At 36.1% G+C, this 13165-nt stretch carries 14 protein-coding genes; 2 read left to right on the top strand and 12 right to left on the bottom strand.

The features are described 5' to 3' along the window. Nucleotides 1-68 precede the first annotated feature (68 nt). Together BLR62_RS11505 and BLR62_RS11500 are read left to right on the top strand one after the other, a co-directional pair. A complete protein-coding gene (locus BLR62_RS11505) occupies nucleotides 69-767 on the top strand; it encodes an amino acid ABC transporter permease (protein WP_090797087.1) in 699 nt (232 codons plus the stop codon). Nucleotides 768-786: 19 nt separating this feature from the next. After that, entirely contained in the window at nucleotides 787-1533 is a 747-nt protein-coding gene (locus tag BLR62_RS11500; protein WP_090797084.1) for an amino acid ABC transporter ATP-binding protein, read from the top strand. 41 nt (nucleotides 1534-1574) lie between these two features. Here the strand turns inward: BLR62_RS11500 and fliT are convergent, their stop codons facing one another. The 12 genes from fliT to BLR62_RS11440 form a co-directional block, all read right to left on the bottom strand. Then, nucleotides 1575-1928, bottom strand: a complete 354-nt coding sequence (fliT, locus tag BLR62_RS11495) for a flagellar protein FliT (protein ID WP_090797082.1) — start codon at nucleotides 1926-1928, stop codon at nucleotides 1575-1577. A gap of 1 nt (nucleotide 1929) precedes the next feature. After that, nucleotides 1930-2328: a flagellar export chaperone FliS gene (gene fliS, locus BLR62_RS11490; protein WP_090797079.1), complete on the bottom strand. Its 399-nt coding sequence runs from the start codon at nucleotides 2326-2328 to the stop codon at nucleotides 1930-1932. 34 nt (nucleotides 2329-2362) lie between these two features. Then, the gene (locus BLR62_RS11485) at nucleotides 2363-3871 is read right to left on the bottom strand and encodes a flagellar hook-associated protein 2 (RefSeq protein WP_090797077.1); all 1509 of its coding nucleotides are present in this window, start codon (nucleotides 3869-3871) and stop codon (nucleotides 2363-2365) included. Nucleotides 3872-3886: 15 nt separating this feature from the next. Next, entirely contained in the window at nucleotides 3887-4270 is a 384-nt protein-coding gene (gene flaG / locus BLR62_RS11480) for a flagellar protein FlaG (protein ID WP_090797074.1), read from the bottom strand. 84 nt (nucleotides 4271-4354) lie between these two features. Further along, nucleotides 4355-5278 (bottom strand): GGDEF domain-containing protein, encoded by a 924-nt coding sequence (locus tag BLR62_RS11475; RefSeq protein WP_090797071.1) that lies wholly within the window; start codon nucleotides 5276-5278, stop codon nucleotides 4355-4357. A gap of 20 nt (nucleotides 5279-5298) precedes the next feature. After that, nucleotides 5299-5964, bottom strand: a complete 666-nt coding sequence (locus tag BLR62_RS11470; RefSeq protein WP_090797068.1) for a cobalamin B12-binding domain-containing protein — start codon at nucleotides 5962-5964, stop codon at nucleotides 5299-5301. 24 nt (nucleotides 5965-5988) lie between these two features. Continuing rightward, a complete protein-coding gene (locus BLR62_RS11465) occupies nucleotides 5989-7404 on the bottom strand; it encodes a phospholipase D-like domain-containing protein (protein WP_090797066.1) in 1416 nt (471 codons plus the stop codon). A gap of 16 nt (nucleotides 7405-7420) precedes the next feature. Next, nucleotides 7421-8089 carry a zinc metallopeptidase gene (locus tag BLR62_RS11460; RefSeq protein WP_245719463.1) on the bottom strand — a complete coding sequence of 223 codons (669 nt, stop codon included), beginning with the start codon at nucleotides 8087-8089 and terminating at the stop codon, nucleotides 7421-7423. A gap of 26 nt (nucleotides 8090-8115) precedes the next feature. Next, nucleotides 8116-8280, bottom strand: a complete 165-nt coding sequence (locus BLR62_RS12480) for a hypothetical protein (RefSeq protein WP_218119775.1) — start codon at nucleotides 8278-8280, stop codon at nucleotides 8116-8118. Between the two features lie 77 nt (nucleotides 8281-8357). After that, entirely contained in the window at nucleotides 8358-9704 is a 1347-nt protein-coding gene (locus BLR62_RS11455) for a sensor histidine kinase (protein WP_090797062.1), read from the bottom strand. After that, entirely contained in the window at nucleotides 9705-10376 is a 672-nt protein-coding gene (locus tag BLR62_RS11450) for a response regulator transcription factor (protein ID WP_090797059.1), read from the bottom strand. Between the two features lie 390 nt (nucleotides 10377-10766). Beyond that, nucleotides 10767-13028 (bottom strand): sensor domain-containing diguanylate cyclase/phosphohydrolase, encoded by a 2262-nt coding sequence (locus tag BLR62_RS11440; protein ID WP_090797054.1) that lies wholly within the window; start codon nucleotides 13026-13028, stop codon nucleotides 10767-10769. Between the last annotated feature and the right edge of the window lie 137 nt (nucleotides 13029-13165).

The raw sequence follows: 13165 nt of genomic DNA, 5'->3' as shown, positions 1-13165 counted from the left end.
TAAACATGCTAATTCTTAAAATTAGTATGAGTCGAGTTTTTATTCTGTTTTAGAAGGGTGTGATCGATTTGTTTGATTGGTTTAACCAAATTCACTGGGAACATTTATTTAATCCTGAGCTTGCGCTTGATTCTTTACCCTTATTGATTGAAGGGCTTCAAATAACGATGATCATTTCACTGTTCAGCATGCTTTTCGCTCTTTTATTTGGTCTGGTTGTTGGAATAGCACGAATGAGTAAATTCAAACTATTAAGTTTTCCTGCACGCGCGTATATATCATTTATGCGTGGAACGCCTTTACTCGTTTTCATCTTTATTTTATATTACGGGTTACCTGTCATTGGCATTCAATTCACTAGCCCTATTGTAGCGGCTATTGTTGGGATTAGTTTGAACTTTGCAGGCTATAATGCGGAAATTATCCGTTCAGCGATTATGTCCGTGCCTAAAGGACAATGGGAAGCTGCTGAATCTCTTCAAATGAATTACTTCCAAATGATGAGACGCATTATTATTCCTCAAGCGACACGTATTGCTCTACCACCTACTTTTAGTATTTTTATGGATATTATTAAAGGGACATCACTCGCTTCGGTTATTACTGTTCACGAACTTTTATATTCAGCACGTATTGTTGCAGGTAGAACGTATGAAAGCATGACAATGTATATTGCAGCCGCACTGATTTATTGGATCGTCTGTGTGATTATCGGTTATTTCCAGCAACGATTAGAAGCGCGTTACAATCGCTATATATCCAATTAAAAATAGGAGGTGTGAGTAGATGATTGAAATTAGTAATTTAAATAAAAAGTTTGATGAAACAACGGTTTTAGAATCGATTGATTTCTCAGTGAAAAAGGGGGAAGTCGTTGCATTAATCGGGGCTTCTGGTTCCGGAAAAACAACCTTATTAAGATGTTTAAATTTACTTGAAACACCCAACAGTGGAACGATCACAATTGGAGATACGACTCAAGTGTTTAGCGAACGTCCCCTCAAAAAAACAGAGAAATTAAAGCTTAGACAATATTCTGGGATGGTCTTTCAAGGCTTTCACTTGTTCCCACACAAAACGGTCATCGAAAATATAATTGAAGCGCCACTTATCGTGAAAAAAGAAAGCAAAGAAACACTTATCAAAAAAGGGGAAGCACTACTTGATAAAGTTGGGATGATCGATCATTTGGATAAATTCCCTGATGCTTTATCCGGTGGGCAACAACAACGTGTTGCGATTGCCCGTGCTTTAATGATGGAACCTGATGTCATGTTGTTTGACGAACCTACCTCAGCACTTGATCCACAACTTGTCCGAGAAGTGCTAAAAGTCATTGAAGAACTAGCAAATGAAGGCCAAACGATGATCATTGTCACACATGAGATGAACTTTGCTAAACGTGTTGCAGATAAAGTGTTATTTATGGATGATGGTTATATTATTGAAGAAGGCAGTCCTGAAAAAGTGCTTGTTCACCCAGAAAAACAACAAACGAAGAGCTTTCTTCAACTATTGGATGATGAGGCTTAAATTTAAAAACACCACGCTTTTTTAAAGCGCGGTGTTTTTGTTTACTTTTTCTTATCCCAATAAGATCCATCTTTTACCGATACATGTTGGTAAGGGTTCAAATATTTAGTTGATGTGTTTTTATGTTTTTTATGTTTATTCATATCTTTTTTGACATCTAATAGTAACTCCTGAACCTTTTCTTGAATTACTCGATCTTTTTTTAAAATGTCTTGCCCCAACTTTTTGTCATCATCAGTTTGAGGTGTTTTTAACTGATCGATTACCTTTTGACGTTGGGTTAACTTATCCTGAATTTGTTCAATCACGATATCACGATCTTTAGAAGAAACAGGTTTATTCACAAGGTTTTCCAAAGAATCCGTTATTGTTTTTAATTGATCTAACGGACGCATATTAAGCTCGCGCGCTTTCTGAATATTCTTGCATACGCGTTTTTTTCACAACTTCTTTCCACGTATCACGGAACTGTTCAACAAGGCCATATGCTTCCATCAAGATCGTCAAATCATTTTTTACATTCGCGTCAATTAGGCGACGATTAATATAATCATAAAGAGGCATCATGTCTTTTGCGATCGGAGCATCCTGATCTAATGTCACCATCAATTCGCTAATAATATTTTGAGCTTTTTGGATATTCGTATTCTTCATTTGAATATCTTTATTTTCAATCCCTTTTTTAGCATGTTTTATAAATTTTAAACATCCATTGTATAACATCAACGTTAATTCCGCTGGTGATGCCGTATTTACTGAGTTATTTTTATAAGCTTGATAGTGTTGTTGAACCATCTTTAAAACATCCTTTCGCCATTATCCATTCAAACTACATTGGTTGACCTAATTGTGACATCATTTGGCTATATTGATTATTCATCTCAGAAATGGCGCGTTCCATCGCGCTAAATTGATTCCAGTAGCGATCTTCGGTTTGTTGCAAACGACGCTGGAATGATTCCATTCGATTATCAATATTACGCATCTCTCTACCTAGCGTGTACTGATGGGGCTGTTGAGTTGCGCGTCCTGCACGACTATCAATACGTGACCTTGTATTATCAACAACGTCATCCAGGCGATTAATAATACCTCGTCCCTCGTCATCACTACTATTTGAAAATAGACGATGAACACCATCAGCATCTTCTGATAATGCTTCACGTAATTGATCTTCATCAACCTGTAAACGTCCACCATCTAAATAATTAGCTGTCGTCATAATACCAATCTCAGAAAAGTGTGAGTAAGGTCCATCATTATCAACTGATGATGACCAAGCTTGGCGCATTTGAGATAATGATCCGCTTAAAATAGAATCACCCCGTAATAATCCACTTTGAGCTTGTTCTTCCCATAACTCAATCTCACGCTCTGACATATCATTCTTTTGAGCTTCAGTTAAAGGGGGGTAATCACGATTAGAAGGTTCGCGTAATCGACCATTAACATCTTCAACTAAATCATTATATTTATCGACAAACTCCATAATCATATCGAAGGTTTCTTCTGTATCATTTGTTACGTTAACAAATGTACCATCTGTCACATCGTTGAACGTATATTCAATGTTATTTAGTGTTGTTGAATTTGTTTTTGAGCTCAATTCCACACCGTTATACGTGAACTCTGCATCAGTACCTGGTCTTGATTCTTTTAATTTAAGTACATCAGTAAAAAAGGAGTTATCTTCAAATACGATTTCATCTCCATCATTATAAGCACCAGCCTCAGTGCGTTCCATAATAACAGAATCCGTTTGCACATCATAAAAAGCACTCACACCATTATCACCGCGGGTAATTTTTGTTAGCACATCGTTTAAAGAATCTTCATCAGAAATTTCAATTTCATACTCTTTTCCATCTGGCTCCCCTTCGTGATAACTAGTAAACTTTATTGTTTCATTAAAATCATCAATTCCTAATTTTTCTAACTGATCGGCAATTGGTTTAGAAGGATCAATTTTATCATTGCTATCTACTGAGATCCCAGTTCCGTTACCATCTTCGTCTTGTGATGAATACACCGCATTCGATGCCAAGGTTTCTACGGATAGTTCAAAACTACCTTCAGGTGCAGACGAATTTGCTGTTGCTGAGATAGCATCATTTGATGTGGTTGCTTGTTTCGAATTATAGTTACGACTTAAACGCATATCGAGCATCATTTGATCTAAGTCTGCAAATTTAGCATTCACTTCACGATAGGCATCTTGTTCCCACTCAATTTTCGTACGATCTTGTTCCATTTTATCAAGTGGCAATCGTTCAGCTGCCATTAAGTCTTCCATGATACCGTCAATATCCATACCTGAGGCCATACCGCCAATTCTCATATTAAAACACCTCGCTTAAATTTTTTCATCTACAATAAAACCCATAAATTCAGCCATTGCTGCATACATATCCAACATGTCTTCAGGCGGAATTTCTCTAATAAGTTCTTCTGTTTGTGAATCGACCACTTTTACATAGTAACGCTCAAGTTTGTCATGCATTTCAAATTTGATCGATGTACGAACAGGTTCTAAGAATTCATTAAGACCATCAACCATACTTTCTATATCAGCTCTTCGATCATTTAAATCACTTGAGTGGCTATGTTGTTCTGCTTCTCTTGTTGGTTGGGTCGTTGGTTGAACATGTGATGCACTTCTATCTGGTACTACAGTTGAACGCTCTTGTGTAGACCGACTTGAAAATGCTCCTTGAGACATAACGTTGTTTACATCCATAACATTGCCAACTCCTCTATATTCTCCATTTAGTTCTTATATCGGCTTTAGAAAAATATTTTAAAGGCTTCACATGAAAATTATTTAATCCATTTCTTTCGAGTTATTTTTATATGCTTGTTTATAACGATACATCGCTTGATCTGCTAATCTTAAATAATGATCAATATCTTGATTAGTACCAATCTGACCGGCTTTATCCTTAGAAATAGAACTAATGCCGTATGACAATGAAACAATTTCTGTTTTTTGAGAAAACAATCGATTTATATGATCAAGACGTTTTTTAATCACATCGTGCGACAGATCAACTGATACCACTACAAACTCATCGCCACCAAAACGAAACGCCATGTCACATTGTGATTGTATAATGTGAGCGAACTCTTTTAATAAATAGTCACCCGTTTTGTGACCATATTGATCATTGACCTTCTTGAAATCATTAAAGTCAATCATCACTAACGATAACATTTGCCAACTATCTCTAGACTCAAGTTTCTCATTGACATAATCATAAAAATATTGACGATTGTACAAACCAGTTAAAGGATCTGTAATACTTAATTTCTCTAGCTCTTTCATATGATGTTTAAGCTCATATTCAAGTTGAATTTTTTGCTCATACAGTTTAGTCAACTCTGCATTAGCATCAAGCATATTAGATACCATTTGAGAATATTCTGGCGGATACGGTAGAATAAAAAGCCAGACTAAATCTTGTTCTTTTACATACGTTAGAAAAAAAGCAGCTGGGTGCGTTGAACTTAACAGATAAATATCTGTCGTTCCTTCTTTCTTCTCATCCTTCAATATTTTTTCTAATCGATTTTTCGAATGATTATCAACAATTTGATAAATGGAGTTTAATTCAGCCTCAAGCTGAAACTGTGCATAACCATATTTCTTTAGAATGGATCCATCAAGATTCACTAGAAACAATGATAGTTGTGCTTGATTAAATAAATGATGCATCGATTCCATTGTTAATTCACGATTGTTTTGCATCTTCGTCGCCCCCAAGTTGATTATGTGTTTGATGGTATCATGTTAGTCTGTTCTCTCAACCAGTCTTCTAATTCCAAAATAGTAGGGAAATAATAATCGTGATCGACTTGTTCCAACAAATGAGGCTCTTTTACGAATGCATACCCTCCTATAATAATCATCGGTGAAGTCCCCGTCGGACATTCTCTTATCATTTGGCTTAACTGTTTAGCTTTGTCAATATGATCAGGCATTGAGACAGAATAGGCAACATAATGTGGTTGTTTTTCACTTATTTCATTTACGATGTCTGTATTGGGAACATTAGGACCATAATCAAATGTCTGAATACCATACACATTAAAAACACTTTTAATCATTTGAATACCTAAGTAATGCGTATTGGACTCAATTGAAAAAATGAAGGCTTTTGTATCTAGTGGACTATAGTGTTTGATGGATTCGGCACTTATTTGTGTGAGAACAAACTGTGTAATAGCGGTCGCCGCATGTTCTTGCGCAATCGAAATATCATTGGTTTCCCATAAGTCACCAATACTATACATCGCTTCAGCTATGATCAAATAAATATCAATTAACGATTGTCCTTCATTGAGCGCTTCTTGAATTAATTCATAGCCCTCTCTTGTTTTCCCATTTAGTAAGGCTTCTTCATAAGCTAGTTTTATATCTTCCAGTGTCTGCATGTTTTCACATCCTAACAGGAATTATTAGAGTAAATAAGCAATCCCTCTTGCAATCGGACGAATAAGCCATGTCATTACCTTTTTGGATAAAGGGCTTTCATCTTCTCTTACCTCATTCTTCCCTCGATTATCAACGGTCAAACTATTACTAAGATAAGACGCATGATTATAGTCATGGATATCTGCTACTAACTCTGGACTCTCGATGATTAACATCGACTCTGTATTTAAATAAGTACTCCTTGCATCACCATTAAACGAACCGACCGCCGCTACATCTTGATCAAAAAGCCATGTCTTCATATGCAACGATGAGTCAGGACCTTGATATTCATAGAGTGTAACATCTGAATTTTTAAGTTTCTTACGGTGATTACGGTAACCACTGTGTGCCATTATATTTGAAGTAGCACTTAAGCTATTTGTTAAAACGGCTTTATTTAGCTGATCAATGTTCATTGCTTCAACTTTTTCTTTGAGTGGTCGTGTTGGAATTAAATAAGGGGTTTGAACCATTAATGAATCGTTCGCTTTTTCAGCTTGCAGTAGCAGACGTCTAAGAACATGAGGTTGTTTATAAAATCGATCAATCGAGTTGTGAACAAATTCAGCCCGTTTGACAGGACGTGCAGCATCAGACCAATGAATGCTTTCTTCAAAAAAATCGTTATACTCATTTTTTAATTGTTGCGTACGTTCCTTTAAATCATCTTTATAACGTTTAGCTCTACGGTCATTGATCGAAGCCAGCCGACTATTTGACTGAACCTCAACATAGTCACTCTCGTATACGTAATCAAAATAATTTAGCATATCCCGAATAATAACTGGTTCACGATTGTTTGGATTGATGATAAGCAGATCTCGATCATTAGACACTGTCATTACACCATCATCTGCAAAATATTTATCACCTATATTCCGACCACCAATCAAAGCTTTTTTCTCATCTGCAATCATAAATTTATCATGTAACCGATTGTGCCATGACCACGGCTTCAAAAAAGAAAATCGCTCATAATAAGCAAGCTCAATGTTAGGATGCTCATTAAAAATATGTTCAATGTGACGATCTTGAAAGCGCATGTTATGGAAAATACCATCGATCATAAACCGAACGTCAACACCGCGTTCGGCTGCTTCTAAAATAGCATCATAAAATAAATCAACGGTATAGCCACCTTGCATCGCATAATAACTCATTACAAGTGACTCTTCAGCCGCTTCTATTAAATCTAATCGTACTTTAAACGCATCATCTCTTTCATCAATCGATGCCACTTTTTCATCTGTTTCACGAAAAGAAAGATCATCCGTTGACCCTACCTTTACTTCGGTTGGCTGAAGTAACCAAAACATCACCACACCTGTTATAACAACGTAAAAAAAATAGCCTAACAAAATGCGTTTTGTTAGGCTTTTAAGCTTTAATCCGAACATAGTGATCTCCTTTTATTTAGTCACGTCTACCAGCAAAGATCATAACAAATTTCAAGAGTTGAAGAGCAGCAATTAACGTACTTGCAACATATGTTAGAGCGGCCGCATTTAATACATTACTAATACCCTTTTTCTCATTAGCAGTGACAAATCCCATCTCCATCAATTGATTCTTCGCACGTCTACTTGCATCATATTCAACAGGAAGCGTGACAACTTGAAATAGCACAGCTGCTGAGAACAATCCAATTCCTACGCCAATTAACTGATTAAACTCTGCCATAATCCCTAAAATTAATAAAAGTGGTGCCATCCTTGAACCAAGGTTGGCTGCAGGGAACAATGCAGATCTGAATTTAAGCATTGAATAACCTTTAGCATGTTGGATCGCATGACCCACCTCATGGGCAGCTATTGCTAATGATGAAATGGAAGAACCGCTGTAAATCGGTCCTGATAATCGAACCGTTTTCGAACGTGGATCGTAATGATCCGATAAATCTCCTCGTTTTGATCGTTCAATCGTCACATCGTATAAGCCATTTTGATCAAGAATACGTCTAGCTACTTGTAACCCTGTCACTTGTGCATTCGCTTGGACACGCGCATATTTATGAAAATTACTTTTCACTTTAGATTGCGCCCACATTGCTAAACCGAACGCAATGAAAATTAAGAAATCCATTGGATGAAATAAAAACATGTTTTTCACTACCTTTCAGGCATTTTGATTTTCTTTATTACAGTAGCATCGATTCCTTCTTCTTGCAAAGAGGATGCTATGTTTTCCATAATTGATTTTTCTTTTGTTAATTGGTTGTAATGATCTGTTTGGGCTTGACTCCAATTAGAGTCATAATAAGTCACAGTAGTCACCTACCTCAATGTATTGATCTTGAGGTTAGTATATACCCACTTTATGAACTGAATATGAACTAAACACTAATTTTATATTATTTTTTGGGTAAATACACAAAAAATGTCGTTCCTACACCTTCTTCACTGATGACATCAATATAGCCTCCATGTAGAGCAACAATACGCTGAACAATAGATAAACCTAGACCGTTTCCTGAACGCGTCTTTGTCCGTGATTGATCAACTTGGTAAAAGCGATCAAACAAATAAGGGATTGAATCATCAGGAATTCCTATACCCCTATCGCTAACGCGAACGACCCTATATATGTCCTCTTCGTAATTGGACACATGAATCTCACCATCTGCATGATTATACTTGATCGCATTCACAATTAAATTCAACCAAACTTGTTCCATTAAATCCTGATCTGCTTCGATCACATCATCTGTCAAATCTAATTTAATTTCTAAGTCTTTTTCTTGCCAAAGCATCTCAGTTGATAAGATCACTCGACGAATTTGCTCATCTAATCGATAAGGTGCTTTTTTTACAGGATGTTTGTCTGAATCTAACGAAGCCATTCGTAAGAGGTGATCAGACAATCGAGATAATCGATCGGCTTCTTTATAGATGATCATCATATAATCGTGCTCATCTTCCTTTTTGACAACACCATCTACGAGTGCTCGAGCATACCCTTTAATCGATGTTAAGGGCGATTGAATTTCATGAGAAACGTTACTAACAAACGTTTTTCGTACTTCATCCATATTTTTAAGTGATTCAGCCATTTGATTAAAGCTTCGAATTAATCGACCGACTTCATCTTCGCGCTCACTTTTTAATTGGACATTAAAATCTCCCATTTTAAGCTGTTCTGCTGCATCTGTTATTGAACGAATACTCGACACAAAATAGCGAGATACTAAAATAATAAATACACTACCAATAATTAAAACAAGGATAAGCGCGTTTAATGTAAGACGTCTAGATCCCGCAAACTCATCTTCGAAATTCATTTTAACAAATAACGTAAACCGTTCACCTTCATAGTCAACTGGCGTTCCGATGTATCGAACAAGATCACGTCTCCCGGGGGTGAACGTTGTAATCTCTGATGTTTCATTCGCATTTATTTGATCAACCATCTCTTCAGTGATGAACTCGGTATTCATATTTGGTAAATATGGCTCGTCTGTTTCATCCAATATGACCGCCTCAACACCAAAATCATTCAACAAATCTAATAACCTAGGCAAGTCATCTGTATCCACCATATCTAATAATTCAACAACGTACTGGGACGTATCTTCCATCTCCTCTTGATGGATCACTTCACTTTGAAAAAATATAGATGTAATGCCATACGACAAAACTAAACTTAAAATGACGCCCGTGATAAACGTCGTCACAAACTGCCAATATAGACTTCGGCGCATTTAATCGACAGCCTCCATTCGATAACCTAATCCTCTAACCGTTGTAATTTGAATGGAATCAAACGGTATAAGTTTTTCTCGTAATCGTTTAATATGAACATCGACTGTCCGTTCATCTCCTTCATAATCGAAGCCCCAAATTTTATCAACAAGTTGAGCTCTTGTAAAGACTCGACCTGGTTCTTTGGATAATTCAAAGAGCAATTCACACTCTTTTCGTTTTAGCTCTAGAGTTATCTCTTCATTTTGAACGATGAGTCGTTCGAGGTCGATCGTCACGTCTTTAATTGTGTTTTGTTTGTCTGTCATTACATTATAACGTTTCAGTAAAGCCTTCACACGTAACACTAATTCGATCGGATCAAATGGTTTTACTAAGTAATCATCTGTTCCTGCATTAAATCCTTTTACTTTATCTTCTGACTCGCCTTTAGCCGTTACCATCAAGATTGGAATGGCATCATAGCGCTTTATTTCTTTTGTTAATTCAACACCATCTACTTTAGGCATCATCACGTCAATAATCGCCAAATCTACTGGTGATTGAGCCATTACATCTAAAGCCTCTTCACCATCATTCGCTTCTATAACTGTGAACTTCTCATTTGTTAAATACAATTGAATTAATTGACGAATATGTGCATCGTCATCAACGACCAGAATAGTTGGCATACTTCATCACATCCCTATTGGGTTCATTTCAAACATATTATAGCTAATTTAGAGCCTTGAAACAAAGGATTTCCCTTTTTTATAAAAAAAGAAAAGAGTCTGAAACAAAAGTAAATAAGTCAATGTAATAGCCGGACATAAATAGTATTTTAACTATTTTTTGTCCGGCTATTTGTTTACATATTTCACAGCAATCTGGAATGGACGAGACTCTTGCGGGAAAAGCACGAGCTGAAGATCCACTTTAGAAGCGATTTTTGCTTCTAAAGTTAGCTGAGGCCGTGTGAGCAGAAAGGGAGTCCATTTCAGATTGCGGTGACCTTTTGATCGGATTGTTCGTGTTTTAAGATATTCATTTTTGTTTTGTCCCAGACTCATTTCACCTTTTATTTATTTAGTTAAAACGTGTTGAATAAATTCATCCACTAATTCAGGATCAAATTGCTTTCCTTTTTGCTCAATTAATACTTGTTTAGCTTCCTTTGAAGATAGAGCTTTTCGATAGGGTTGGTCGCGTCTCATTTGGTCATAAGATTCTGTAATGGCAATAATTCTTGCATATAAAGGGATCTGATCTTGATTTAATCCTTTTGGATAGCCGCTTCCATCCCATTTTTCATGGTGCGATAGAATTGGATCCGCAAAAGACGCGTAATGATTAACAGCACTTAATATGCTGTATCCTGCTTCAGGATGGCGCTTCAGTTGGTGCTCTTCCTCTCGATTTAGAGGTGACGATTTTAACAATAAATCTTTAGATAAAACAATTTTACCAATGTCATGAAACCAAGCGATTTGAGCAATTTCCTTTTGTTGATCCTCAGACATCCCGATCCTTTTAGCTAAATCTGTTGATAAACGTCTTACTTCATTCGCATGATCACGTTCATTTGGAATGTGATCGTGTAATTGATCGATAATCTTATCGATCATGTCATGTCTTAACTCTGTTCGCTCACTCATCTTTTTAATATACATACGGTCTTCAGCTTGTCGATAGATTCGGTAAATATCATCTTCCTCATTTTTCTTAGTCGCTAAACCAATCGATAACGTAAGAGGAAGAAAATGCGTTTTATCTTGCTTAACGCTTTTATCAATTTTTTTCATTAACATATCAGCTTGAATAAGAGGTGTTTTCGGTAGGAGTAAAACAAATTCATCGCCTCCAACGCGAAAAGCTATATCGTGTTCTCTTGAATGCTGAGTTAAATAGCTAGCGATTTTTTGCAGAAGCTCATCTCCAGCCTTATGACCGAATACATCATTCATTAATTTCAAACCATTAGCATCAATCATCATGATGCTAATCGGCATTTGATCGCTTCTATCTAACTCTTTCATCATTTCAATGAAATAGCGTCTATTATAAAGACCCGTCAATTGATCCCGTAAGCTAAGAAACGTTACTTCTTCTTCTTTTTTTATTCGTTCTGAAATATCACGAAATACAAAAACGATGCCTAACATTTCATTATTTTGTGATCGTATTTGATTAACTGTGTATTCAATCGTAATCGATTCGCCATTGGGGTGCTTCAAACACGACCGTTTCAATCCAGTGCTTTTTTCTAAGTCTTTCATATTAAACAGCGTCTTTTCAGCTGTATCTTCATCTGTTAAATGGAGTACATCTTCAATAAATAATTTGTTTTCTGTCTCTGGCTCATACCCTGTTAAATTTTTAGCTGTTTGGTTAATTACAACAATTTTACCTCTTTCATCTGTTGTAATAACCCCATCGCTCACTGAAAGCAATGTCTTATGAAAATGTTCTTTTTCTAGATACAGCCTTTCTTCTAATTGTTTCATTTCAGTAATATCGATGTGGGTACCTACTGTTAGGTCAGTATAATCTCCTTCAGAATCCTTCAACGTCTTACCCCTTGACCAAATCCAAGCGTAAGTTCCATCCTTACGTAATAAACGAAACACATTTTCATACATTGTATTTTTCGGGCTTTGAATATAGTTTTTGAACTTATTACTTGATTCCCTGCGATCTGATGGATGCATTAAATTAATCCAAGTACTAAGAAAATTTTGACGTGTCGTCCAATCATAATCTGTTTTATCATAGCCTAGCATTGTGAAATATTGTTTACTGCACCATAAATCATCGCTAGCTGATCGATACTCCCAGGCACCTGTATTTGATACCGTAATAATCGATCGGTATCTTTCTTGTGAATCGATTTGGCTCTCTTCACTTTGTTTTTGCTTCGTGATTTCTACGTCACTACCCCGGTAACCGACCATTTTTCCGTCTTTATATATCGGCCTAGCGGATGTTAAAAACCATTTGATTTTTTGATTTTTCATTCTTTGTCTATTCTCATAGTCTTTTAATGGTAAACCTTGTTTCATTCGATCAAATACGATATCTTTCATCGCTTCTTGATCTTTTTGATCTAATAAATCATAAAAATACCACTTGTTAACTAACTCCTCTTTAGTATAACCGAGTATGGATTTAATATTGGGACTCACATAAGTTAAAATGCCCTCTATATTGACTTCCCACAAATAGGATTGACTATTATGAGCGAGATGATGAAATCGTTCTACCATCTCATCTGATTTTTGTTTTTCTCTTTTTTTATAAATAAACAAAACCGTAAGTAAAATCAAGATATTACTAATAAGTATCATTGATAGCGTCACCTTCGCTCACCCCCATCATGTAACAAGTCCTGTGCTTATAGTCTCATTATAATATAGATGCGCATTTTTTTCACTTTTATTTTCGACAAATTCTGATAATTCAATGACGAATTCGTGAACATATA

It is taken from the genome of Pelagirhabdus alkalitolerans, assembly GCF_900096905.1.
Taxonomy (GTDB): domain Bacteria; phylum Bacillota; class Bacilli; order Bacillales; family Amphibacillaceae; genus Pelagirhabdus; species Pelagirhabdus alkalitolerans.
The sequence above is the reverse complement of the archived record's forward strand: the minus strand, read 5'-3'. Positions and strand labels throughout refer to the sequence as shown.